The sequence below is a fragment of the Geobacter metallireducens GS-15 genome (assembly GCF_000012925.1).
GTDB lineage: Bacteria > Desulfobacterota > Desulfuromonadia > Geobacterales > Geobacteraceae > Geobacter > Geobacter metallireducens.
Genome location: NC_007517.1, coordinates 1,648,146 through 1,673,589, shown reverse-complemented (window position 1 = coordinate 1,673,589; position 25,444 = coordinate 1,648,146). Strand labels below are relative to the sequence as shown.

Annotated in this window: 19 protein-coding genes; 6 read left to right on the top strand and 13 right to left on the bottom strand. The window is 59.8% G+C overall.

Annotated elements, in window-relative coordinates; translation table 11 throughout:
• The first annotated feature begins 8 nt into the window (after window positions 1–8).
• Both GMET_RS19165 and GMET_RS07445 read left to right on the top strand, forming a co-directional pair.
• On the top strand, window positions 9–2,420 hold the full coding sequence (locus tag GMET_RS19165; RefSeq protein WP_004511588.1) for a glycosyltransferase: 2,412 nt from the start codon (window positions 9–11) through the stop codon (window positions 2,418–2,420).
• A 56-nt stretch (window positions 2,421–2,476) separates the two neighbouring features.
• Window positions 2,477–4,609 carry a hypothetical protein gene (locus GMET_RS07445; RefSeq protein WP_049756791.1) on the top strand — a complete coding sequence of 711 codons (2,133 nt, stop codon included), beginning with the start codon at window positions 2,477–2,479 and terminating at the stop codon, window positions 4,607–4,609.
• Window positions 4,610–4,638: 29 nt separating this feature from the next.
• On the opposite strand, the gene GMET_RS07440 is transcribed toward GMET_RS07445, so the two are convergent.
• The 8 genes from GMET_RS07440 to GMET_RS07415 form a co-directional block, all read right to left on the bottom strand.
• Entirely contained in the window at window positions 4,639–6,171 is a 1,533-nt protein-coding gene (locus GMET_RS07440) for a GH3 family domain-containing protein (protein ID WP_187148480.1), read from the bottom strand.
• A gap of 47 nt (window positions 6,172–6,218) precedes the next feature.
• Window positions 6,219–7,301 carry a hypothetical protein gene (locus tag GMET_RS07435; protein ID WP_004511591.1) on the bottom strand — a complete coding sequence of 361 codons (1,083 nt, stop codon included), beginning with the start codon at window positions 7,299–7,301 and terminating at the stop codon, window positions 6,219–6,221.
• A gap of 27 nt (window positions 7,302–7,328) precedes the next feature.
• Window positions 7,329–8,147 (bottom strand): choice-of-anchor D domain-containing protein, encoded by an 819-nt coding sequence (locus tag GMET_RS07430; protein WP_004511592.1) that lies wholly within the window; start codon window positions 8,145–8,147, stop codon window positions 7,329–7,331.
• Window positions 8,137–8,556, bottom strand: a complete 420-nt coding sequence (locus GMET_RS18535) for a hypothetical protein (RefSeq protein WP_138983403.1) — start codon at window positions 8,554–8,556, stop codon at window positions 8,137–8,139. Before GMET_RS18535 ends, GMET_RS07430 begins: the two co-directional genes overlap by 11 nt.
• A complete protein-coding gene (locus tag GMET_RS07425; RefSeq protein WP_004511593.1) occupies window positions 8,553–15,437 on the bottom strand; it encodes an RHS repeat-associated core domain-containing protein in 6,885 nt (2,294 codons plus the stop codon). Before GMET_RS07425 ends, GMET_RS18535 begins: the two co-directional genes overlap by 4 nt.
• 261 nt (window positions 15,438–15,698) lie before the next feature.
• Entirely contained in the window at window positions 15,699–16,460 is a 762-nt protein-coding gene (locus GMET_RS07420; protein WP_004511594.1) for a hypothetical protein, read from the bottom strand.
• Complete coding sequence (locus GMET_RS19285) at window positions 16,457–16,597, bottom strand: IS1/IS1595 family N-terminal zinc-binding domain-containing protein (RefSeq protein ID WP_081431786.1); 141 nt, start codon at window positions 16,595–16,597, stop codon at window positions 16,457–16,459. Before GMET_RS19285 ends, GMET_RS07420 begins: the two co-directional genes overlap by 4 nt.
• A 321-nt stretch (window positions 16,598–16,918) precedes the next feature.
• The gene (locus tag GMET_RS07415) at window positions 16,919–17,443 is read right to left on the bottom strand and encodes a helix-hairpin-helix domain-containing protein (protein ID WP_004511595.1); all 525 of its coding nucleotides are present in this window, start codon (window positions 17,441–17,443) and stop codon (window positions 16,919–16,921) included.
• Between the two features lie 363 nt (window positions 17,444–17,806).
• Between GMET_RS07415 and GMET_RS07410 the strand changes: the two genes are divergently transcribed.
• The 4 genes from GMET_RS07410 (at window position 17,807) to GMET_RS18780 (ending at window position 20,543) form a co-directional block, all read left to right on the top strand.
• Entirely contained in the window at window positions 17,807–19,021 is a 1,215-nt protein-coding gene (locus tag GMET_RS07410; protein WP_004511596.1) for a PP2C family protein-serine/threonine phosphatase, read from the top strand.
• Window positions 19,018–19,992, top strand: a complete 975-nt coding sequence (locus tag GMET_RS07405) for an ATP-binding protein (RefSeq protein WP_238378990.1) — start codon at window positions 19,018–19,020, stop codon at window positions 19,990–19,992. Before GMET_RS07410 ends, GMET_RS07405 begins: the two co-directional genes overlap by 4 nt.
• A 65-nt stretch (window positions 19,993–20,057) precedes the next feature.
• On the top strand, window positions 20,058–20,369 hold the full coding sequence (locus GMET_RS07400; RefSeq protein ID WP_004511598.1) for an STAS domain-containing protein: 312 nt from the start codon (window positions 20,058–20,060) through the stop codon (window positions 20,367–20,369).
• A 27-nt stretch (window positions 20,370–20,396) separates the two neighbouring features.
• Window positions 20,397–20,543 carry a hypothetical protein gene (locus GMET_RS18780; RefSeq protein WP_004511599.1) on the top strand — a complete coding sequence of 49 codons (147 nt, stop codon included), beginning with the start codon at window positions 20,397–20,399 and terminating at the stop codon, window positions 20,541–20,543.
• A gap of 47 nt (window positions 20,544–20,590) precedes the next feature.
• Here GMET_RS18780 and GMET_RS07395 read toward each other — a convergent pair whose 3' ends face one another.
• From GMET_RS07395 to GMET_RS07380, 5 genes are all read right to left on the bottom strand, one after another.
• Window positions 20,591–22,408: an AMP-dependent synthetase/ligase gene (locus GMET_RS07395; RefSeq protein WP_004511600.1), complete on the bottom strand. Its 1,818-nt coding sequence runs from the start codon at window positions 22,406–22,408 to the stop codon at window positions 20,591–20,593.
• A gap of 163 nt (window positions 22,409–22,571) precedes the next feature.
• Window positions 22,572–23,612, bottom strand: a complete 1,041-nt coding sequence (locus GMET_RS07390) for an alpha/beta fold hydrolase (protein ID WP_004511601.1) — start codon at window positions 23,610–23,612, stop codon at window positions 22,572–22,574.
• 151 nt (window positions 23,613–23,763) lie between these two features.
• Window positions 23,764–24,681, bottom strand: coding sequence for a M28 family peptidase (locus GMET_RS07385; protein ID WP_004511602.1), 918 nt, complete (start codon window positions 24,679–24,681; stop codon window positions 23,764–23,766).
• Window positions 24,682–24,711: 30 nt separating this feature from the next.
• Window positions 24,712–24,864: a hypothetical protein gene (locus GMET_RS18775; RefSeq protein WP_004511603.1), complete on the bottom strand. Its 153-nt coding sequence runs from the start codon at window positions 24,862–24,864 to the stop codon at window positions 24,712–24,714.
• 84 nt (window positions 24,865–24,948) lie between these two features.
• Window positions 24,949–25,329, bottom strand: coding sequence for a hypothetical protein (locus GMET_RS07380; RefSeq protein WP_004511604.1), 381 nt, complete (start codon window positions 25,327–25,329; stop codon window positions 24,949–24,951).
• Between the last annotated feature and the right edge of the window lie 115 nt (window positions 25,330–25,444).

The window sequence follows — 25,444 nt, the reverse complement described above, 5'->3', positions numbered from 1 at the left end:
TGGCAAACATGAAAACAGAGTACCGATGCGACCTTCACGTTCATTCGAGCCACTCCAACAAGCCTACCTACTGGGCGCTGCGCAAGTTCAAGTGCCCTGAGAGCTTCACCTCACCCCGGCACATCTATGACACGGCCAAAGCGGCCGGCATGGACTACGTGGCCATCACCGACCACAACACCATCACCGGCGCCCTGGAGATTGCCCATCTTCCCGGCGTCATCATCGGTGCCGAGCTCACTTCCTACTTTCCCGAAGACGGCTGCAAGGTCCACGTGGTGGCCCTGGGACTCAGGGAAAGCGTCTTCCAGGATCTCATGCAGCTTCGGCGAAACGTTTTCGAGCTGGCCTCTTATCTGCACGAGAAACGCATTGCCCATTTTCTCGCCCATCCCCTCTATGCCCAGAACGACAAGCTCTCTGCCGACCACATCGAAAAGCTGCTCCTCCTCTTCAACACCATCGAAGTGCGTAACGGTGCCAGGGCCAAGCGTTTCAACGGCTTCACCGACGAGCTTCTGAACACCCTGACCCCCGAGCGTATCCAACGACTTGCCGAGAAGCACGGCATTGTCCCCACCGGGCCTGAGCCCTGGATCAAGGGACGTGTCGGCGGTTCCGACGACCACGGCGGGCTCTTCATCGGCCGGGCCTGGACCTCCGCCCAGCGCGGCGAGACGCCGGCGGGGTTTCTGGACGCCGTCTTCAACCGCGAAACCTGGGCCGACGGCGAGGACGGCGACGCCCTGACCCTGGCCCACAGCCTCTACGGGATTGCCTACAACTTCTACCGTGAACGGCTCGACGGGGGGACAAACCGCTCCACCCCCTTCGTGAATGCCCTCCTCAATCGCATGTTCGAGACCAGCAGGAAGATGACCCTGCGGGAGCGGCTGCGGCTCCTGGTGCGCAGGAACCTCCCGGAGATTTACGAGCAGCGCGGCGGAGCCAGCTTCGAGGAGGTTCTGGACCGGGAGGCCAGACGGGTGCTGAACGACACGGGATTCATGGCCCGGATCAGCCCCGAGACCCGCAACCGGAAGATCTTCGCCATCACCAGCTACCTGGCCAACCGGATGCTCTACCTCTATTCGGAAAAGCTGACCAAGCTCTCATTCTCCTCGGGCATCTTCTCCATAATCCAGTCCCTGAGCACCGTCGGGCTTGTCCATCTCCTCATCTCCCCCTACTACCTGGCGTTCCACCATCAGCACCGGGGCAAGGAGCTGATGCGGGAGCTGGCCGACCGCTTCCCCCTCGCCAACCAGGGGAATCAGCGCGAAAAGATCGCCCTCTTCACCGACACCCTGGACGAGATCAACGGCGTGGCCATCACCATCCGCCGGCTTATTGCCACGGCCCGCAGCCGGGGAATAGAACTCACGGTCATCACCTCGTCCCCCCGGGCGACCGGCCACGCCGACGGCGTCATGAACTTCACGTCCATCGGCGACTTCGTCCTCCCCGAGTACCCGGAGATCCGCCTCCACTTCCCTCCCATTCTCGATGTGATCGACTTCGTTGAGCGGGAAGGCTTCACCTCCATCCACGTGAGCACTCCCGGGACCATCGGGCTCTTGGGCCTCATGGCGGCACGGCTCATGGACATCCCCGCCGCCGGCACCTACCACACCGATATTCCCCAGTACGTTCGCGACCTGACCAACGACGAGATGCTGGAAAAAGCCGCCTGGAACTACATGATCTGGTTCTACGGCCAGCTGTCCGAGGTGATGGTCCCATCCGCCAGCACCCGGCGGCAGCTGGTGGAACAGGGATTGCCGGAAGAAAAGACCCGTCCCCTCCCCCGCTGGGTCGATATCGACGCCTACACTCCCGAGCGGCGGGATCCCCACTACTGGAAACGCCACGGGATCGGCGAAGGGGTGAAATTTCTCTACGTGGGGCGGGTCTCCCGGGAAAAGAACCTGGAGCTTCTGGCTGACGCCTTTATCCGCATCGTGGACTACGGCGCACCGGCCTGGCTGATTGTCGTGGGGGATGGCCCCTACCGGGCCGAAATGGAGGCGCGGCTGGCCGGATACCCGGTCCACTTCACCGGCTATCGGGAGGGAGAGGAACTGCAGCGCTGCTATGCCTCAGCCGACGCCTTCGTCTTCCCGAGCACCACCGACACCTTCGGTAACGTGGTCCTTGAGGCCCAGGCCTCGGGACTCCCGGTAATCGTCTCGGACGAAGGGGGGCCCCATGAGCTCATGGTCGAGGGAGAAACAGGCCTCATTCTGCGGCACATGGACGAGGACGGCCTTGCCGCCTCCCTCCTCACCCTCGTGCGCGATCCGGACCTGATGCACACCATGGGCCGCAATGCCCGGGCCTTTGCCGAGCAGGGGGCGTCCCTCACCGGAGATGCCTACAGCACCATTCTGCGGCAGCCGGGCAAGGCTGCCAACTTCTAGTCAACCGGTCTCCTTCATTGACAGTTTCCCCGTTTCCTCGCATCGAACGGGTGGCAGTGCTCCTGTCACCCGTTCTCTTCATCATGGCCGGCTGGTTGGTTTTCTGCTCAGCCGCCGACGCCCGCCCCCTTTCCGTCGGCATTATCGCCCCACCGTCGCTTCTTGCCGCCCCGGTGGCCAGAAATACCGTCGATGACACGCTTCGTCTCATGAAAAAAGGGTTCCCCGACGCCCGGATCACCCTGAACGATTCCAAGGCCTCCATCCGCCTGGTTCTCCCTACCCTTCCCCAAAGCACCACGGAATCCCTTCGAGACAGCACAGCCCAATCATACACCTGGAACTCCCGCCACGTCAGAGACGCCACGGTACTGACTCTCTCGGCCACCACGGCAGCGGGGATCAGCAACGGCCTCTACGGTCTCCTCCAGGAGCGGCTCGGCTACCGCTTCATCCACCCCCGGCAGACCATCGTTCCCCGCCACGCCACGTGGCCACTCACCAGCCGCTTTCGCTGGAGCGCCACCCCCCGCTTCGCCAGCCGCGGGTTCCACCTCCATACCCTTCACCCCACCGAACTGGCGACCCAACTCCACGACCCCTCGTATCCCGGCGCCCTCGCCGATGTGAAGGAATATATCGACTGGCTGGCGCGCAACGGCCAGAACACGATGCAGTTTTTCCTCCTGCGGGGTGTGGATCGCGACCGCTGGCCTCCCCACGCCCGGGCTTTCGTGGAGTATGCCCACCAGCGGGGGATCGCCGTGGGGGTGGAGATATCCCTCTCCATGCTCCAGCAGCAGGCATTTCAGACGGTGAAGCTCCTGAGGCCTTTTTACCGGCGCCAGATCGACCGGAACCTTGACTGGCTCTTCCAGGTCCCCTGGGACTTCGTCACTCTCGAAAGCGCCACGGGCGAGCATCTGCCCCGCATCGACCGGCTCGCTCCCTCCCTGCGCAACCATGCGGCGGAGCAGGTGATCAAGCGCCATGGCGCCCGCTTCTTCCACGCCACCCACGTTATCCGTCCCGGCGCCCAAGAGGCGAACGGCACCCCGCCGCCGGTGGACGACCTGCCGCGAGACTGCGGCATCCTCGTGCACACGGTCATGTGCTACTCCGCATCGGAGGAAAAAGCCCCGGTCTACGGCAACACTAATCAGCGTTTCATGCTGAAGCTGGCCGAACAGGAATCGCGGCGGCGGGAGACCTGGTACTGGCCCGAATCGTCCTACTGGGTCGCCTTCGACAATTCCGTCCCCCAGATGCTCCTCCCCTATCTCTCGGCCCGTCACCACGACATGATGACCATGGAGCGCCTTGGCGTGACCGGACACCTTACCTTCACCTCGGGCTGGGAGTGGGGCAACTGGCTCACCGACTGGAGCATCGCCCGCTGGTCGTGGCGGCATGCTTCCAGCGGCCGCGACGAGGCGACGTCCCCCCTCTCCGTGCTCGGCGATCTCTTTCCCGACCGCCGTCTCCGGCAGCTCTGGCAAGAGGCCCTCACCCTCCAGGAGCACTACCTGAAGGAGCGGGAGCTTCTCCGCTATACCGCAGCCCTGGCCCCCTTTTCCGAGATGCCGTGGCCCCTGAACAAGCCGTTCCAGCCGGAGCCGCCGTTCCGGTACGGAGAACTCATCGCATCAAAGCGCTCAACAGCGTTACCTGCGGCAACGGTGGCCGATCTGGAGGAATTCAGCCGGCAGATGGAACGGCTTGCTCTGGAAATCAGGAGGGAATCGAAACGATTCGTGACAACGGTTCCGAATGGTAAGGAAGGGTTACGGGGAATTTCGCGGGAACTGGAGCGGAGTCTCACGGCCACGGCCCTGCGGGCCGGTCATCGGGCACTCACCATCCGTGCAATCATGGCCCAACGACAGCTGCCGCGCGAGAAGCGGCCCGGAGCCGGGGCGCTCCGGCTTCTTGCCAGGGCGGCGGCGGTTCGTGAACGGGCACTGGTTCTCGTAAAGGAACAGGAGGCGGGATATCGTTACCCGGTGAGCCTTGTGGCGCGTAAGCGGACGGACCTGACCGCCTACGGATTCGGCTATCTCTATCCGGTAAGCGAGCTTCATTTCTGGAAGCGGGAAGAGGAACAGGCGCGCCGGCTGCGCTTCGACGCCCTGTTCATGAATCTGTGGGATTTCAGGAGAACCTTGGGGTTGGAGAGTTTGCTCTTCTGAAGGCGGAAGCCGGGAAGGTATCGCCTTGGTCAATGGCCGGCGAATTCCGTCAGGCTCATAATCATCTCTCCGTCAACCGTCGGATCGATGTGGGGGATTTTACTCTGGCCACCGAGCTTTCCCCGCACCTCCCGTGACCAGCGGTAGATGAGTTCCTCTTCCACCGTCACAACCCGCGGTGGCGCAATTCGTCCCTGTTCCCGGAACGTGGCGTAGTCGGCGTTCAGGGATCGAAGGGTTGCGTCCAGAAGACGCTCCAGGGTTCCGCTATCACGCTCGTTCATCTCTCCAACCGCCAGCACCCACACGTGTCGCCGGCTTGCGATGTCAGGGCCCACCATGAATTCCCGCACCTCTATGCCACCCGTCTGGTTAAGCCGGGCCACCGCCTCCTCCACTTCTCCTTGGGTTACCTTTTCCTCGAAGCGGTCCAGAAACTTGTCCCTGCCCGTGAATTCGATAAAGAGGGGCTCCCGGTCGGTGAAGCGGATGGTGTCGCCGATATGATAGCGCCAGAGCCCGGAGCAGGTGGTAAGGATGACGGCGTAGCGCCGCCCGGTCTCGATCTCCTCCAGGGGAATCGCCGGGGCGTCGGGGGCTGGCACTCCCCGCTCGTCAAGTTCCTCGAAGGGGACAAACTCGAAGAATACCCCGTAGTGGGGGGCAAGGCGCATCCGCTCCTCCCCCAGGAGCTGAAAGGCCATGAACGCTTCCGATGAAGGGAGTACCTCCAGATAGTTGGGAAGTCGGTTGCGGAAGAGAATGTCGAATTCCCGGCGGTAGGGTTTCATGCTGGTGCCGCCGTGGATGATGAGTTCGAGATTGGGCAGAAGCTCCGAGAGGGAGCGGTGCCCCATCTCCTCCACCCGCTGCAGCAGCAGGATGATCCAGGGGGGAACGCCGGAGATCCCCCGGATGGAGCGGTCCGAGAGGAGCATCCCCGCCAACTCCACCACCTTTTCTTCCCACGGCAGGGCTGCCACCCGTATTCCCGGCGCAACGAAGGGTTTAAGGAAGAAGGGGCGATGACGCAGGGTGATGGCGCTCATGTCGCCGCTTTTGACCCCATCCCCCAGATCCGTGAGATTCGTGTTTCCGGACATATAGAGGAGCTTTCCCTGGAAGAGACGGCTCCTGGGGTTGCGGTGGAGGTAGCAGGCGGTCATGTCCAGGGCGGCCCGCTTGTTGGCGGCGAACATCTCCCGTGAGAATGGAATGTACTTGGTGGGGGCAGTGGTGCCCGAGGTTTCGCAGAAAAAGGGGATCTTGCCCGGCCAGGTGGCATCTTCCAGAAGAAGCCGCTTCCTGCCATTCTCCTCCCGAAGCCCCTCCTGAAAGTACTCGTTCCAGAAGTCAGAGTAGGTACGGATCGGGACCCGTCGGCGGTATTGAGCGTAAAGCCGGTCGATGGGCTCTCCCGCCAATTCCGCCAGTCCGTGATCACGGCCGAATCTGGTGCCCCCTCCGACCGCCACCAGGCGCTGCAGCATCTCCCGCTGGCAGGCCACGGAGTCGCGGGACTCGAAGTTCCTGGCAAGGGCTGAGGCGCCGCTTTTCAGCATCAGATCCAGGGCCGGCGCCGTCAGTGCCCTGAAGGGGGAAGATGCCGTCACGAAACCACCGCCAGGCGCAGCGGCGTTGTGAGTCTGTCGTACCACGCCTCGATGAGGGGATTATAGCAGTGCTGGTGGAAGATGAGGGAGGCATGGGCCACGGCGTCGCCGCTTGCGGGGGACATGACCGTCCGCACCTTGCCCCGGGGGAAGAGCCGCGCGCGGATTTCCGAGTCCCGAAGGGCCGCAAGCGTCGGGGAGGTGTTAACCAGGAGTTCGTCTTCCTTCTCGGCCAGGAGCACCAGGGCCGGTCCCCCGAAAACCGTGCCGTCCGTTGTCGTCGGGGCATCCCGCAGGGCCATGACCCTTTCGTATCCGCCTAGACAGGAAGTGCTTTCCAGAACCCCCATGATCCTTTTCCGTATGGACAGGTGTCGGTTCGACAGGACCCGATTCTCGGCCCCTGCCTCAAAGAGGGCCTGGAAGCAGCGGCGAGCCCGCTCGATCTGGCGGTTCAACTCATCCCCCTTGGTGGTCTCAGCCCGCAGAATCCGCTTCAGGTTGCTCTCCAGCATCCTGACTCCTCCGCGCCGCTCCCCTTCGGGGCGGACCAGATCCTCGATGCAAAGGACCGGGCTCGTCAACACTGTCCCCCTGATGGAGAGGCCTGTGTCGTGACCGTCCCGGAAAAAGCGGGACACCAGACTACAGCCGAAACTGACGGAAAAAATGATCGGCTTCTGCCCCTTGCGGTTCAACTCTTCAATCAGGTCCGCCAGTTGAGCGAAAAAGAAAGGAGCCGAAAAGCCGGAGCGGGAGAAATTAATATAGTAGACGGAACCGTGGCGCCGGAAGATCTCCCGCTGGAACTCCACCGCCTCGGTGGCATCGGGAACGAACCCCCCGATGACTATAGTGGGAACCTCTCCCTGTCCCTTCTCTTTGAACAAGTGGTTACGGACCGTGTGGATGCTTGGCAGTTCGTTCCGCAGGGCCAGTTCCCTGCGCCTGAGCCTTGGGGAGAATGTCTTAATGGACATCTGCCGGATAAAACCGGAGGTGGCGGTGGCCATCCCCATGAGGGCGGGGTGGGTGCTCATAGCTCTTCGGGCCAGGGGAATGACAGCATTTGTGATCATGGTCGGAGCTCCCGTCGTTTTCTTCCCTTATGCCAGAGCCCGGTTACAACTCAGTGGCAGATGGGAAAAAAGCTTGTGGCTCCGCAGTGAAGGCCAGAAATTAGAAGATACATTAGGGTTGAGAGTGGCTAATGACCTATTAAATATGGGAAGTGTCCCTCGTTTCCTCTCGGCGATCATCGTGTCGTCCAGCCAGAGCTGGGCCACCGGCGTGGAGAGGGTTTGACCGGAAAGGCCGAGGTCCTGCGTGTTGGCAACTCCGTCGTAGGTGTAGCTGACGTTCACATTGGCTGAATGGGTTGCGACGCTGTTGGCCAGATAGCGTACATTGATGTCCCGGTATTGGCCGGGAGAAAGGTTGCCGTTCTGGTTGCCTCCCGTAATCTGGAACCGGACTGCATCGGCGCCCGTGATGCTGACGCCGGTCACGGTGAGGGGCTGGCTCCCGGCGTTAACCAGTCTGACTGTGCCGTCCACCGGATTGGCGAGATAGGGGGTGCCATAGTTGAAGCCGTAGGACCCGGTGAAGTCGGGCTTGTAGATGGCCTGGCCCTGCAAGGGCAGATAGTTGGTGGCGCTGTACGTCATGCCGTCATAGGTGAAGCCCATGTTGATGGAGGCCGATTGGGTACCGTGGACATCGGCCAGGTAGGTTACCGGGATGTCCTGAAAGCTGTTCGCGGCCAGGGTTGTGGCGGCGGTGCCGGAAAGGAGCTGGGGGGAAATAAGGGACTCCCTAATAATATGGGAAGTGTCCCTGGTTTCCTCCCTGCGGACGAGGCAATATGGGAAGCGTCCCTCGTTCCTTCCTCGTTCCTTCTGCGGAAGAACCTCCTCAGTTTTCAAGAAGACTTACGTTATCTCCCCCGAATTTATCCTTCAATAACAAATACAATTCCTCTGTATATTTCCGATGTATTGAAGGACGAATAGCACCTGACAATTGAATTAACCTCACGGCAGCAGCATCTGTCATTGTAGTAAACAATATAGTTGGTTCATATTTTTTTTGAGCTATCCAGATAGTTACAGGTTGTTCTACTCCTATTTCTTGTTTTACCCAAGGATCATTTTTGTCACTTTGTCTAATTGTGTATCCATGATGCAATGAAAATTCCTTTATTATATATTCAGCATCTGTTGTAGAGAGAAAAGGTAACGTGCGTATATATATTCGAGAACGATAAAGTGTATCACAACCAATAAGATTCAAGTTCATAATTAAAAAAAGTACAAACAAAAAGAAGCGCTTCATTTTCCATATCCTCCCCAAGGACTTGGCGGTGTTGATTGTGGCCCTCTTTCGTTCCAATTTGCAGGGCCATGTGTATTTCCATTGATTATTTGTCCTGCGGCTAAACCAAGAATGTTGGAAGGAAGATAAAGCGGCCCCAACTGTTCACCCTGAATCGTATGTTGTGATTCATGCTTACCAACAGTGCCATTGTCCAGCATTGTATTTGGTCCGAAGTCTTTTGCGTAAGATATGGTGTTCCCTAATGTAATCGCGCCAAACATAAAAGGATGTTTTTCGAATTGAATTGCATTGTTTCCAATGGATGCGTGTGCACCTCCAAGCATTCCAATACCGCCCCAAGCCAGTCCTAATAGGGTATTGGGAAGGTTCCAGATTTTTCCGAAAGCACTTAAACCATTAGGATCAATCAACATGACGGGGTTGTTGCCAACATAAACCATCAAGTTCACATCCCCACCGTCGAAGCCCTTGGGGTCTTCGCTGATGAACCTGCCGACGCTGGCATCATAATACCGTGCTCGCATGTAATAGAAGCCGTTCGGCTCGCTCATGACGCCATATTTTCCCACATACTTGAACGGCTGGCTGATGGTTTCCTGCTGGTTGCCGATAGCCCCGAAGGGAGTGTAGGCATACCTGTTCACCACATTAGCGCCGGCATCGGTTAAGGCCACGGTGTGGCCGGTTGCGTCGAAGTGGTAACAGTACGGCTGGTTGCCCGAGGCCACCATGGCGAGCAAGCCATTGCCGTAGATGTAGTAACGGGTGATGGCGTTGGTGCCGTCCGCCTCGGCCAGGAGATTGCCGTTGGCGTCGTAGATGTACCTCGTTGTTACGCCGTTTCGGGTCGCCTCCAGGCGGTTCCCGGCGCCGTCGTATTTGTACTGGTAGCTGACCGAGCCGGTGATATTGGTCAGCCGATGGGCGTCGTCGAAAGTATAGATGTCACCTGTCCTGGTGGCAAGCTGCCCTTCGTTGTCGTAGGTAAAGCTGGTGCTCCCAGCCTGGGCGAGGCGGTTCTTCTGGAGGTTCATGGTGAAATTCGTGTTTGAGGCGGTGGCGTTCAGCGCGATGGGCACGGTCTGGGTGACGCCGGTGCGGTTGCCGTTTCCGTCCAGGGTGAAGGCGTAGGTAGCTATGGGGCTTCCGGCGTTGGAGAGCCGGTTTTCGAGAGCGGTGAGCCGGTTGGCGTTGTCGTGGGTGTAGCGGGTGTAGGTATTGTTGAAGTGGGTAAGATCAAGCATCCTTCCTGCATCGTCGTAGGTGTAGGTGGCGGTTTTATTGAGCCAGTCGATGGTGACGGTTTTGATCCGGTTCAGGGCATCGTAGGTGTAGCTCACCGTCTTGTTGCCGGGATAGGTGATTCTGGAGATGTTGCCGTTGGCGTCGCGGTCGTAGCCGATGGCGAAGCCCCGTGGGTCGGTGGTGCTGGTGAGGCGGTTGGCGTCGTCGTAGCCGTAGGTGGTTGTCCCCAGAGAGTCCAGCATTTTGGTCAGGTTGTCGTCCTGGTCGTAGGTGTACGTTACGCTTGTCCCCCCGGCATAGGCGATGCTGTTCGTCTTGCCGGTAGGGGTGTAGGTGAAGGTGGTGGTCTTGCCGTTGCGGTCCGTTTTCGTCCAGAGGGTGCCGTCGTCGTAGTAGGTGAGCGAGGTGTTCTTGGTCAGCGGGTCGGTGCTGCCGGTGGGGAGGCTCCTCTTGTCGTAGGTAAAGGAGGTCTTGGCCCCTTCCTGGTCGGTGAGGGAGGTCATTCGGCCGATTCCGTCGTAGACATACGTGATGGCAGGGGCCGTGGAGGTCTTGCTGGTGGCCGGGTTGCCGTAGGTATCCTGGGTCAGGGTGGTGATGACACCTCTGCCGTCGGTGGTGGTGTTCACGAGGCCGTTGGCATAGTAGCTTTTCTGGGTGTAGATGGATTGGCCTGTGGCCGGGTAGACGGTGGTTTTGACGGGGTGATGCTTGGTGTCGTAATCGGTGTGAGTCGTGTGCCCCAGGGGGTCGGTCACGTCGGTAAGACGGAACTGGCTGTCGTAGGTGGTGTCGGTGTACCTGATGAACGGGTCGGTTACTCTGGTCAGGTTATGGTTGCCGTCATAGAGATAGCCGGTGCTGAACCCTCGGGGATCGGTCTCGGCGACCACATGCCCCTGACCGTCGTAGTATCTGGTGGTTCTCTGGCCCAGGGTGTTCTCCACCCCCAGGAGGTGTTTCTGCTCGTCGAAATGGTAGATGGTCTGGTGGCCGGTGCCGTCCTCCTCGATGTTGCGGTAGCCGTTGAAGTAGAGGTTGTAGGTGGCGGTGCCGGTCTGCCTGGGCATGGTCTGACTCTGTACCTGGCCAAAGGCATCGTAGACGTTGGTGACGGTGGTGACGGTGCGGGGGTTTTTCAGTGTCAGAATCCGGTGGCTGGTGTCATACCCATAGGTCCAGACCTTTCCTTCCGGATCGGTGTAGGTGGTGAGGTCGGTGCCGGTGTAGCCGTAGGCAACGCTGCGCCCCGCCTTGTCGGTCACGGAGGTGAGGAGATCCCCGGTATAGGTGAAGTCGAGGCTGTGGCCGAAATTGTCGGTTACCTTGCTGAGTTTCCCGCCGGTGTAGGTGAAGGTGACCCCATTGCCGTCGGCGTCGGTCATGGCGTTGGCGTTGTTGCTGCCGTCAAAGGTGACGGTGCGGCCGAAGCGTTCATTTACCTGGTAGAGGCTGCCGTTTTTCACCAGCGTTGAGGTGACGCCGGGAGGCGAGGCAAATGAGCCGTCCGGCAGCTTCACGAAGGTGAGGACGTCAGTCTCCAGGTGGCAGCCGGCCGCGTTGTTGGTGAGGGTGTCCATTGCCCATTTGCCGATGAGCGCTCCCGTCAGCCATGATTTCACGTCAGGGGTGCCGTTCATGACATCCAGGGTGGCGACCGAGGCGACGATCAGGGCCGCGGCGTCCACGGGCTGGCGCTGGCCGAGGCCGAAGGGGGTGCTTGAGTGGGGTTCCACGTAAAGATGATAGTTATGGGACCAACCGTAACCGAGTGAGTCCTTTATGTTGTTGCTGCCGCTGTTGTAGGAACGCCTGAGGCTCAAGCCCCCCGCCCCGCCGGACAGGGTAAGATCGGTGTTGCTGTACATCCAGAAGCCGGTCGCCATGTCAACGGGATCAACGCTGCCTATTTTCGGGATGGTGGCCTGGGGCGAGAGATTCACATTCACGTGGGCCATTTCTGTATTAACCGCCACAGGCGCCTTGATAGCCCCGTACCCCCCGTTGTACCCCCCGCCGATGATCATCCCCACGTGCCGGGAAGTGCCCCCCATGTTGAAATCGATGTACCCTTTGCCCGACCAGACTTGCAGGGGGATCTTGCCGTTTTCCGGGAGGATGAGGGTGTTGCCGCTGGTGACGCTGGTCTGGAAGCTGTTCAGATCATCTGTACTGTAGTTGGCAAGCTGCGGCTTGATGGCGGCGTAGTTGGCGGAGGTGACCATGAAGGCTTTTTTCCCGGCGGCGTTGTTCAGTTGCAGAAGCTTCACCGTGGATACCGCCGGGCTGTTCGCCTGCATCTGTTCCAGCACGCCGTGCTCCATGGCGCTGGCCAGGTGGCCGGTGGTCCTGAAGTAGGCATCCCGTGCAATGGTGTCGCCGTGGATGGGGGAAACGGTGGACACCTGCGCCTTCACGTCGATGTAGTAGCCGGTTTCCTGGGCCACGATGCCGAAGCGGTGCTGGCGCAGATCGATGACCCCGCCGATCTGGCTGAGAAGGTTGGCGTCCAGGGTGGTGTCCCGCATCCAGGTCTGGCCGATGACGTTGAGGGATTCGGTGAGCACCTGCCGGGAGGTGTCGGCAAGCCCCGATTCCCGGTAGGCCTGCATCTGCCGCTCCCGTTTCTCCAGGAGCTTCCCGAGGCGGCTGCCGCCGAAATCATAGACGATGGCGTAGGTGGAGCCGCGCGTCAGGGTGTAGTTCACCGACTGGTCGGCGAAGCTGCCCGTATACTGGTGCATGACTGAGATGGTCATCGTGCTGAGGTCAACTCCGGTGACAGGTTCCAGTTCCTCGGCCAGCATCGTGTCGTCAAGCCAGAGCTGGGCCACCGGTGTGGAGAGGGTCTGGCCGACAAGGTTAAGGTCGATGGAGTTGGCGATCCCGTCGTACGTATAGGTGATGTGCAGGGTGGCGCTATGGGTGCCGACGCTGTTGGCCAGATAGCGGATAGTGATGTCCCGGTGGCCGCCGGAGGCGATGGTGCCTGCCGCGTTGCCGCCGGTGATCGTGAACCGGGCGGCATCGGTGCCGGTGATGCTGAAGCCGGTCACGGTGAGGGGCTGGCTCCCGGCGTTGGCAAGGTGGGCGGTGCCGTCCACCGGATAGGCGAGATAGGGGGTGCCCGCGTTGAACCCGAGCGAGCCGGTGAAGTCGGGCTTGTAGATGGCCTGGCCCTGCAAGGGCAGATAGTTGGTGGCGCTGTATGTCATGCCGTCGTAGGTGAAGCCCATGTTGATGGAGGCCGTTTGGGTGCCGTGGACATCGGCCAGATAGGTTACCGGGATGTCCTGAAAGGTGCTTGCGGCCAGGGTTGTGGCGGCGGTGCCGGAGACGAGCTGGAAGCGGGCCGCGCCTGTGCCGGTGAGGGTCTTGGCGGTGACGGCCAGGGGGAGGGAGCCGTTGTTGCTGAGCCGGGCGTTGCCGGTGTACGGCGTGTTCATGTACGCCTGGGCGTTCAGGCCGTAGCCCCCGAGGGACATGGCGTTGGCGACATAGCCGGTGAGGTCGTAGTAAGAGTCGGCGCCGGTAATCGGTGTCCCGTTGTAGAACCATTGGATGTGGAGCTGTCCGGTCTTGGTGCCGGCCGTCTGGCCGGCGTTGGAGAAGACCACCTTCGGGCTTATGCTTGCGCCGGGGGCGACATTGTTTGTCCCGGCGTACTGGGTAATGGAATATGCCCCTTGCGGGTTACTCGTGAGCGTGACGACTATCTGGACGGTCACGGAATTGGGGTTGGTGATGGGCCCCCACGTCATCGAGGTGGAGCTTGCCCCTGCCGAGGCGGGATAGATGGAGCCGAAATTTGCCGACCCCGTGGCCATGGGGACGATTGTCTTGCTCCCGTCCAGGTATGAGCCCGGCACGATGATGTTCGGCAGGGTTGTGTCGGTCGGACCCGCCGGGGTGATGGTCAACTGACCGTCGACGGGGGTGGTGGCGGTAGGAAGCGGCGCGAGGTTCACCTGCGGCTCAGTCGTTGCGGGCGCCGCCACTGCCGAAGCCGTGGTTATGGAACCGGTGCGGTAGACGATGGAGAGCTTCTGGCCGGCGAGGTCGGGGATGTTCAAGGTCTGGTCGATCTTGCCGTGCTGGATTCTCACCTTGTGGACGTAGGCGTCAGGGATGTCGGTCCAAGTGGCGGTGACCGTGGTGGCGAAGTCGAGGCTGGTCGGGAACGCGGCAAGGGTCTGGGGGACGATGGCACTGCCGCCGATGATTTCGGACGTTTTGGCGTTGGGGTAGTTGGCCCGGATGTAGGCGGCCAGGTTCAGGGTGTAGCCGTCCAGGGCACTCTTGAGACCGGCTTCGTTCAGACTCTGGACGTAATCGGTCCCCACGGTGCCGCCGGCCGCCGCAAGAAGGCCGCTGGTGCTGTACCCCATGGCGGTCTTCAGGTCAATGCCGGTGATGGTCTGATGGGGCTTGAAGGCCGGGTCGAAGAGGTAGGTGGCGCCGGCGATGGTGGCCTGGGCCCAGACGCGGTTTACGGTGAAGGAGGTTCCCGACTGGCTGTAGGGGATGCCGCCGTTCGCCAGGACGGTGCCGATGACGCTGCTGGTGGCATCCACTCCCAGCCAGTGCTGCATATCCTTCTGGTTGGGGTCGCCGCCGACGGGAATGGTCATGGTGCCGTAGACGTACTGGGCGGTGTAGCCGCTGGCGCGCAGCAGCGAGATCATGAGGGAGGCCTGGTCGAAGTCGTTGCCGGAACCCTCTATGGCGGTGAGTGTGGCCCCTTTCAGGGAGCCGAAGTAGGGAGCATAGTCGACGTTGTTGCGGACGTATTCGTAGATGAGTCTCGGGTCATTCTTGAGGGAACGGGCAAGGGCGGCTATCTCGGGGGTGGCGGTGGTGGCCGATTGCGGCGTAATGGAACCGAGCGGTGCGGAGAGGGGCTGGATGACGCCCTTTGCTTGGTAGAATGCGTCCGCCTCCTGGGGAGTCACCGGTGTGCCCTGGACTTCCAGCCACCCCGGACCGGCGGGGCCGTCGGCGGCGTTGACGGTGGTGACCGACAGGCTGAAACAGAGCCCGAGCAGGGCGATGAAGCGCCCGGGGAGCCTGAATCGCTGGCTCATGGTGAGAAGCATCAGCAGGAGGGTTGCCAGCACGAGGCCGACGGTGCCCATGGCGGGCACTGCCGCTGTCGTGGCAACGGGGTTGCCGTCCAGTTGCAGGACGGTCAGCTTGGTCAATCCGGCCAGCGGCGCGGTTGAGGTGATGTTGTTGTTGCGCAGGTCGGCGCTGGTCAGGTTAACCGCCCACTCCAGGCCGGTCAGGTCGCTTATCCCCTTTCCCGCGGCGCTTAAGGTGGTGAGGAGTGCCAGGTCATCCCTGGTCAGCGGATCGGAAGGATTCTTCCCCAGCGCGCTGCACACGGCATTCCTGAGGTTGGCGTCCGGCATGTTCACGAGAATCCCCACAGTTACGGTCTGGTTCGTGAAATTGCCGACGTTGTCGTAGAGGTAGCTGATCCTGGTGAGCCTCGTCGCATCGACAGTGGTCATAGCGGTAAGGCGTCCGAAATCGTCATAGCCGTACGTCACCGTGTCGGCGAATGACGCCCGGCAGAGGCTCAATACCGCCATGAGCAGTATTCCCACAATGAGATACCTGGTTCCCCCCATGATCCCCCCCTGGAAAAATTCATTCAGAACTGATTGTCTGCAGGCACCAAAGGAAAAAGCCCGCAACGAGAGTATTAATCTCTCGCTGCGGGCTTTCTGGGTCTTGAACAATCAAGTCAGCAAAGTACCCGGTCTACGGATCCGCGGAATATGAAGCGGTCCGGACGGCACCCCGATTCCTGGGTGCATACCCTAAGGCATAATTATTACATCAACATTAAGCTTGATTAAATGTTTTGTAACGATGCCCCCAAATAAGTATCAATCCCCCAGCTTCGTCATCCGCAGCGAATAGGAACCATCCTTCCCCTTGCCGTCCTGCCGGGCGATGATGACGCCCAGGTCGTCGGCCTTGATCCAGCGCCGTCCTTTCTTGTGGGAATCCTCAAAATCGATGACACGGCAGCGGACCGGCTTTCCCTCCACTATGACATCCTCGGTTTTGACCCAGCGGTAGCGGCGGGTAACGATGGAGAGGCTCTCGAAGTCGAGAAGACGAAGCGACATCTCCTCCCCTACCCGGCCCATGAGGGTTTCGGGGCACTCCATCGTTGTGTGGTCATAGCGGCTTTTGTCAAACAGAAGGGTTCGCCGGTTGCCGTTCTCCGTCACATCGAGGATGAACCGATCCCTTTCGAGCCGCCCGGTAGCCTCCAGCTGCTGTCCCTTCCTTCGGTCGCTCCGCGTGTAGGTGACTGTCCCCTCTTCCGTCACCAGGGCCGTTTCGTGGCTTTCATAGGATACGGAATAGACCAGAAGGTTCGCCTTCACCCGGGTGTTGGACTCGAAGCGGAGAGCTCTGCGGTCATTGTACCTGGCGTGGGAGAATGACGTTGTAAGACTGCCGACTCGCAGTCCGCGGGAGAATATCTCGTAACGGGATTCGCGTGCGTCGGGCGATGCTGAACAGTCAATGGCTCCGGATATCATCAGCGAGAGTGTCGACAGCAGCGATGCGGCGATGAAGAGGAATATTCTTGCATGTTTGGGGGTGGATACAGTGACACGGTCGACATCGTTCATCGGGAGCAACGACTCGACGGAGACGGGGAACCGGTTTCGAATTCACGGCCGCAGCTATTGCAGACGAAACGCTGACGTCCCTTCAGGGTTTTGCCGAAAAAGTAGATTACTTCTGCGTTGCATGCGGGACAATGCATGGGGGTTCTCCTCGATATTCAGTCAATTTCAGGTAAATCCGGCACGTGCTGAGGGTGGGGTGGCGGGAAGATCCCGTTGCGGAAAAAATGGGAAGGAGTTTCCTCCTTCCCCAACCAAAAAAGGAGTTACGGGTCAAGCTGAAATTAATGTTCGGACTATAGACGGGGAATGTCACGGATGAAGGACAGGAATGTAAAATCAGCGTCAAGAATCGGCGGTCTGAGCCTGGCAACCCGCAAGGGCCACCCGTGGCGCTCCTCCGATCCGTCCAGCCTTTCAACCGCGATCAGCTTTCCGGGGAACTCATACGTGTAGCAGCGTCAGGCAAGAATCCTCTTGAGGGATTTTCGGGCACGCCGGACACCCTTCTCGACATCCTTCATAGTTCCATCCACAAGGCCGGCCAGCCGTTTCTCGGCCTTGGCCAGTCCCTTGGCGGCCCGCTTCGTGCGCTTTTCCAGCTTTCCTTCAACCCGGTCAAAGGATGTCATGATCTTGGTGAACTGTTTTTCGAGCTTCTTGCCCCCCTGGCCTTGCACCTCGTCGGCAAAACGGTCCCTGACGCTGCGCGCGATCTCCTCCACCTGACCGCGCAGGGTGAGTGCCGCGGAACGGAGTTCCTCGACCCGGCGGGCCCGTTCCTTTCCCTTGGACTCGACCAGTTCGGCGGCCTGGGAGAGAATCGAGCCGATCGCCCGGGGATTGATCCCCTTCACAGCCCGCAGCCCATCCTCGCCGAGGGCTTGAAGCTTCTCATAGGTGTCGTGACCGGCCTCAACCAGACGTTTGGCAAGCACCTCACCGATTCCACGAATCTTTTGCAGATCTTGCAGCGATTTTTTCATGTCGATCCTCCGGATGGATTGCATGTGTAGCGAGCTTCCGACAGGAAGCCCCATAGGGAATAATACAGACTCTCTCAGGATTTCAATTAAAACTAAAGAGATTTGTGTCAATCACAACAAGAATTTACACCACTGTAACAATAATGATCCAGTTACGAGGCACCCAGAGCAGCCATCTCGGACAACAGCACGGAACCAGCAGTGTATGCGGGCAATGACCGCCGTGACGACATTGCTTGCCGGCACTCGAAAATATCATTCAATTGTAACGTGACCATCACATTTGCTGCCGATAGTAATTAATGAGACAGCAGTTGCAGCGCTATGCTCTGATGACCCAGCGGTTTTGAGAACGGATAAATCATGACGGATTATTGTGAGAGCAGTGTACCGATTTTGCGGGACATCGCGGTGCCGAATGCCGGAGTCTCCCCGAACGTAACGGTGCGCGAAGTTGTGGAAATTTTTCAGGGCGATGCAACGCTGCTCACGCTGCCGATTATTGACGAAGGTGAGTTCCTGGGAATCATCAACCGCAAGGTTCTGATTTTCAAACACCTCGGCCGACCTTTTACCATGGAACTCTACGGGAAGAAACCGATCAGGGAACTTCTTGATGAGTGTCCGTTTACCATGAATGCGGGAGTCGACGTAAACAGCGCCCTCGAACGGCTTATCGAGGTGGATCCGAGACTGGAAACCGATTCGTTTCCGGTCATGGATGGAAAATGCTGCATCGGCATCGCCTCGGTGGCGGAACTCATGATGAGCATATCCAGAACCCAGGCTGCTCTCTTGCAGACCCTCAATCGGCTTACCGCCCGCATAAGAGCGGAGGTCGACAATGCGAGGAGTATCCAGCAGGATCTCCTTCCCCTCGATTCAGCGCGGTTCAACAACATTGCAATCTCTGCAAGCATGACCACATCCACAGAGATCGGAGGAGATTTTTACGATTACATCCGACTCCCCGATTCAACGGTCTGCATCGTCATGGGTGATGTGAGCGGCCACGGAATCCAGGCCGGGATGGTAACCACCGCGGCCAAGGCGAGCCTTCACACCCTTATCGCAGCAGGCGCCACCACGCCGGCTCGGCTCTTGTCCGGCATGAACAACGCCATTCTGGCCACTGCCCGTCAAAACCTTCTCATGACGTGCGTCGTTATCAGCATAAATCAGCAGCAGCGGATAGCCACCATCGCAAATGCCGGTCATACCTTTCCCTATCTTTACCGCACAATTCCTACGTACATGGAGCGCATCGAGGTGGTTTCCGGGTTTCCCCTCGGATTTGAACGCGACGGAGGCTACACGGAACTGACCATTCCCTTCCGTGAGGGAGACAGACTCATTGTCTATACCGATGGGATAGTGGAAGCCACCGATAGCGCCGGCCGCCAGTTCGGATATGAACGGTTCGAGGCTGTTTTTCTCGAACATCGGGAACTCTCGTCCGACCAGCTGAAAGAGCAGCTCTTCACGGACATTCACTCGTTTGCCGCCAGCGAAGCCCTCGATGACGATGTCGCACTCCTGATCGCCTCGTTCGACGGTTGTGCCCCTGAGGTACCATGAGCATGAACACCCCATCCCTTGCTTTTTTCAGAAATGATGCCGACGAACGGCTTTGGAAGGCCGACCTGGAAGCCATCCCCGGAATGATCTCTATCGTGACGGGAGAATCTCCCCTTTTGTCGGTGAACAAAGCGTGGGGGTTGGCGCCGAGCCCCCAGTTCATCCTGCTGTCAGCCTCCTTTTATCCCGACAGGGGGGTTGGCATCACAACTCTCATCAGGAGCCTCTTTCCCGGCACGGAGATTCTGCTTATCTCGCCGGCATCCGAGCCGTTCCCCGACATCGGCCCGCTCTTCAGGGACGGGATCGTGAACCTTGTCGTGGCGCCGACACGGCTCTCTCCAAAGAGTTACTGTCCCGTGGAATCCACCCTGAGCATTGCCGTTGCATCCATCGCGGCCGGCAGGAATGAGCGGATGTCCGCCTGTCTCAGACAGGGAACAGAGGTCAGCGAATTTACCCTCACCTCCAGTAGCCAGAAAGAAACCCTCATAGGGCTTCTGGAAAAGGCTGTGAATGGTAAGACGACCGAAGCCGAATTCCTGCGGCAACGGGCAGCGCTCATTGCTGACGAGATGATCGAGAATGCCCTTTACGGAGCACCCCGTGATCACCAGGGCACTCGAATCTTCCGCAAGGGTGAACTCCGTGAGATTCTTCCCGACGAGCGAATTGTGTTTCGCTTTGGCTTCGACGGAGAAAACCTGGCCCTGGAGGTCAGAGACGGTTGGGGCAGCCTCCGGCCGGAAGATATCCTTGACCATCTCAGCAAAAACAGGGCACGGGACGGGATTCCGCCCACTGACGGGGGATTGGGCCTGTTTCTCATCTGGCGCTTCGTCGACCACCTCCATGTCTCCATCACGCCGGGAAGAGAGACCGTCGTACGTGGTCATGTGCGTCTCGCCCGCTGCGAAGATCTGCCCGAGGCGAAGGGATTCCACATAACAGCGTTGCGCGACTGCGCCTGAACACTGACATTACAGTGCATCACTCAGGGAGGAGGGAGGCATACAACTAAAAAGGAGGACTAATTATGGGAACAGATTTCCGAGTTGTGGTTACGCGTGAAGGGCTTACCGATGTCGTCCGTTTTTACGGAAACATCGACGCCAGCGCAGAGCAGTCAGTCCGCGAGTTGTCCGCGAGAGTGAATGGGCCGAACGTCCGGTGCGATTTCAGCGATTCCGGCAGGATCAACTCCATGGGGATTGCCTTTCTCCTCAGATTTCTGAAGGATCTCAGGGATGACAAAGATGCCCGGATTACCATCCGGGGACTTAGCCAGGTAAACGCGATTCTGTTCAAGATGACCGGCATTTTCCTCCTGGCCTCCCTCGAACAATGAATTGCCCCGACTCAAAGGAGCACTCCCATGAAGTTACTGAACTGGAAACTGACCATAGGCGGTCTCTCCGAGTTGGATTGTCAGATCGAAAAGCTGCGGAAGCTCAGGGATTCGTACCGTGAAGCAAACGTGGCATACTACGGAAAGGAAATCGCGGACTTGCTCAACAGCTGACACCCCGGCTGACACGAAAGTGATTGCGACCCATCGCATTACCCTGTTCAAGCGGCCTGCACCGCAAACCGCTTGATCTTGCGGGTCGTGGTTTTCGGGAATTCATCCGTGCGAATGGTGATTCTCTTCACCCGTTTGTAGGGTGCAAGCTTTTCACAGGCGGCTTGCACCTCGGCGCGGACGAGCGCTGCCACCTCTTCCCCCGAAAGGGAATTCTTGCCCTGGCTCCTCCGATAGTCATCAAGGGCATCGCCATCGGGGTAGACCATCGCATGGATTTCTTCGGCCACGGCGCCGACCCGCCGGCCATGGACCACCACCTCCGCAATGTACGGGCTTTTGAGGATTTCGTTTTCCACCTCTTCCGGGTAGACGTTTCTCCCGTTGGCGGTAACGATCAGATTCTTGACCCTGCCACGGATCGAAAGGAATCCATCCCCATCGAGAAAGCCGAGGTCGCCGGTGCGGTACCAGCCGTCGACCAGCACTTCGGCCGTGGCCGGATCATCCCGGTAGTAACCCTGCATGACGTTCGGTCCCTTGACGAGAATCTCCCCCACCATTTCGTCATTGGGATCGGTGATCCTGACTTCAACCCCGGCAAGCACCCGTCCCGCCGTCCCCAGCCGCATGGCACCGGGACACTCGGCCGAAATGACCGGCGACGTTTCGGTTATGCCGTAACCCTGGCAGATCGTCACCCCCAGGCGGACAAGTCCGGCGGCAACATCCGGGTCGAGCGCCGCGCCGCCGCTGACGAAAATGGTCCCTTTCCCCAGGGTTTTCCGGATCTTCGCCTTAATCAGCGGGCGGGTCAGGGAGAACGAATAGAGGAGACGCGAAAGGATTTTCGATTCGATATTCCGGGTGATCCGGTCCAGGATCATCCGGTAGACCGCCGGCACCCCCAGAAGGAAGGTCGGCTTCACCTCGGCCAGGTTGTCGCCGAGTTTTTTCAGGGACTCGACAAAGGAGACCGTCCCCCCCAGCGAGAGCGGGAGGAGGATGCCGCAGACCTGCTCGAACACGTGGTTGATGGGAAGAAACGACAGGGTGTGTACCCGCTCGTCCAGATTGAAATGAGCGCTGGTCGCGAGGATGTTCGAGGTGATGTTGGCGTGGCTCAGCATGGCCCCTTTCGAGCGGCCGGTGGTGCCGGACGTGTACAGGATGATGGCGGTATCCAGGGGACTCGGCCCTTTGGGGGAGATGGCGGTTGTGCCACGGAGCTTCTCGTAGGGGAGGATTTTCACTTGATCGGCAGCTATTCCGGCCCCGGCGCTACCCGTGAGTCCCGCCCCCTGTCCCGACGCATCTCCGGAAGCCTCGGCATCGAGGAGCTCGTTGAATTGCCTGGCCAGGGTTCCCATCATGGGACTCTTCTCGTGATGGAGTTGAAGGCTGTCATCCGGCTGCTCCCCGCTTGTTTCGTCTTCGTCCCCTCCCCTATTTCCGTTCCCCCCGTCAAGCGTTACGATCAGGTCGAGAGCGGGGACGTCCTCCCCCATGGCCAGGACAGTCTCAAGGGAAGAACGTTCCGTAAAGAGCACCCGTGCCCCGCTGTCGGAGAGGATGTGCCGCAGTTCGAGACTCTTGAGCTCCTTGTCCACGGGAACGACGACTCCCCCTGCCTTCAGGATTCCCAGGTAGACCATCATCCACCGGGGGGACGACGGCGCCAGAAGCGCCGCATGGTCGCCGGCCCTGAAACCGCTATTCACGAGGCCCGTGGCAATCCTGTCGGAAGCGATCCTGAAATCTCTGTACGAAACATCCTGCCACCTCCCCCCATTCTTGCAACGAAGAGCCGTCTTGTCCGGAAACCTGCGGCAGCTCTCCTCAAGTAAATCCACGATTGTCTGCATAATGAAAGTATCCTCTGGAGTATGATCCGCCGTCCATCCCCATGCTCTTTATCAGCCACAAAAGCATAACGGGGCGGTGCTTCGGGAATGTGTACTCTCTGCCACGTCTGAGTTACTGAGGCAGGGTTCACGATCGGAAAACGGCATTGGGCAGGAGATTCCTTTATCGTTCGCGGTCGGCCATCTGCACCACCTGGCGGATTGCGTCGACAACCGCCATGGCATGCTGACGATGGGTAACGAGGGTGACGTGGTCGGCCCCTTCCACGGTGAGGTGGATGCTGCGCGAAGAGAGGGCGGCGAGCTCCGACTGCAGCTCATGGGAACCGGGAAGCACATCCTTTCCCGCACTGACCACTGCCAGCGGCCTGTCGCCGAGTCGTCCGGTGCTCCGGACCTCGGCGCATACGGCATCCCAGGCAAGGGACTCGTCGCGGGTGGTTTTCAAATGGGTGTAGGAAGAGAGAAACGCCTCCGCCTCCGCGGCATGACGCTCGGGCAATCCCACGGCCCAGGAACTGAAAAAGCCGGTCATGCGGACATACCCGAGCCCTGCCAGAAGCGGGACACCTCTCAGCATCCGGAAACCGGAACTCATGTGCCGGCGGATTGCCGGGCTTCTTCTGTGCTGATCTGGGTGGGCGGCATCAATCAGCACCATCCCGGCCACATCCCCGGGATACTGATCGGCAAAAAAACGCATGAACATACCCCCCATGGAGTGGCCGACCAGCACATAGGGGCCCTCGACCTCTCCGTCATGGAGCAGTGCCCGGAGCCGCCGGGTCACGGTGAGCGCCGTCCGGGGGAGATCGTCGGGGGCGCTCCAACCGAGACCGGCACGATCATAGGAGACGACCCGGGCGAATTTGGCAACTTCGGGCTGAATCCATCCCCAGGCGGAAGACATCCCCCCCAGCCCTGTTTCGAGAACAACAGTGGGCGCACCGCGCCGGTCGGTCGCGTGGAAATGCACGTCGGTGCCGCCGATCTTCAGGAGCCTTCCGGGAGGCGGATACCTGCGCCGGTCAAGGGCCGTGGCAACGGCCTGGTAGAGGCAGCCGACACCGGTCAGGCAGGGAAGCAGCGCGGAAACCATACGGCCATATCCCCTTATGCCCGGGGCGATATTCAGTATCTTGCGAGCCGCGTAGAGCAGCTCATCCCCATGGACACGCATCGGCGGCGCTGACGGTCTGGCCATGGCTCACCTCCGGAGACGCCGGGGGCTTCGGGTTCGTGGACGGAAGCATTCGGTTGCGAACGGGTTACGGCGCCTCTCAGATGTAACAGGTATCAGAGGTCGAGCGATTAGCAAGGGGAGAGCGAAAATTGTAACAATTGAAAGTGAAACCTCACGGCTCTGAGGCCTTGGCGATGTCCAGGAGAAGGGCCGCGGTCGCCCGGCAGACCTGAACCGCAAAATCGAGGTTCAGAGTCTCCAGGGTGTCGCTCGGCTGGTGGTAGTGGGGATTGCGGAAATTCGTGGTATCGGTCAGCATGATGGCTTTGTAGCCGTGGTCCCAGAACGGCGCATGGTCGGAGCGGCGCGAATCGGGCAAAAGCCCGCCGTTTCCGGGGACAACCAGGGGCACCCAGGGGAGCCCGGCTTCACGACTCCCGACTGCCTGCCCGAAACGGTCCACCATGCCCCGGGACGCTTCGTTGCCGATCACCCCGATGAAATTCCCCGTAGCGGGAACCGTGAACGGAATGCCCGCGGGAGTTCGCTGAACAACGGCGTCGCCGGCATAGGCCACCGATTCCAGCACCACCGCTCCTTCGATCTCCCACCCCTCCCTTCGCGCATGGGCCGCCAGTGCCCTGCTGCCACGGGTTCCCAAGTCCCGAGGGTTGTGCTCATCTTCGTTTTCTTCAAGGGTTACGGCCACGAACTGCAGGCAACGCTCGAATCTGAGACACTTCAGGATGGTGGCGAGTTCCAGGAGCACCGCCACGCCACTGGCATTATCATCGGCCCCGGGCGTGGTGGTGACCGTGTCGTAGTGGGCGACCACCAGCACCCGCCGGCCCGATTTGCTCCCCCCGGTATGGGTAGCGATGATATTGGCGAACTCGCGACCGCCGTCCATGAAGAGATGATCCGCCACCGGGTAGCCGAGGGAGCCGAAGGTTTCCCGGATGTATCCGGCTGCCCGCTCCAGGGCTTCGGGCGCTGCCAAGGGATGGCGGACTCCTTCGAGAGCCCTGATGTGATCGCGGATGCGGTCCGGGGTAATGCCGTTCAACAGCCCTTCGTCATGCTCGCGCACTTCTCTTCTCCCTCCGCTGCCACCCCGACTTCATTCCGCCGGACGGCGTTTAACCCGCTTCAGGCCGGCATTTTGCCAGTAGCCACAGATATAACAATGTATGCCGCAGGCGTCGGAATGGGTCAAGAGGGTGAATTCAGCCAGATGAATGCCGACCGTTGCTTTGCATTTGGGACATTTCATGATTCATCTCCTTGAATGGGCAAAGAAAAACCCACAGAGACTATCCCCGCGGGTTATTTGTACTTACGTAATTACATACTGGCATCAATGTGCGGGGCCATCGCCTTCACCCTGCTGAGTGCGCATCGCCGACTTGTGCTGCTCGATGGCTTCCATCTCCCTGACCTTCTCCCCCAGCCAGTGATGGAGCTCTCGGGCGGTCTGGTGATTGAGCACAATGCCCGAGGGGACAAAGCGCACGAGACTCTGGGCGAAGTCGTCGGGCTCGACAGCCGTCTCCGCACCGACCGTGCCGTTGGGGTTGATTTCGTGAGTGATCTCGTTGGGGAGCGGCGGACGCTCCAGATAGAAATTGACCACCAGGTCGCCGCGAGGCGATACGCCGCCATGGGCGCCGTTCACGTAGGCCGGGTTGTAATCGTAAGTGAAGATGTACTTGAAGGTAACTTGCGGTTTGTCCGACACGGGTGTTCTCCTTGCAGGGTGGAATTATAAATCAGTCCGGCCGATGTCCGGCCAGCAGTCAGCCGACAACCTAGCATGGCATCATGACAGACAGGAGTATTCTGCGTTACTTTTT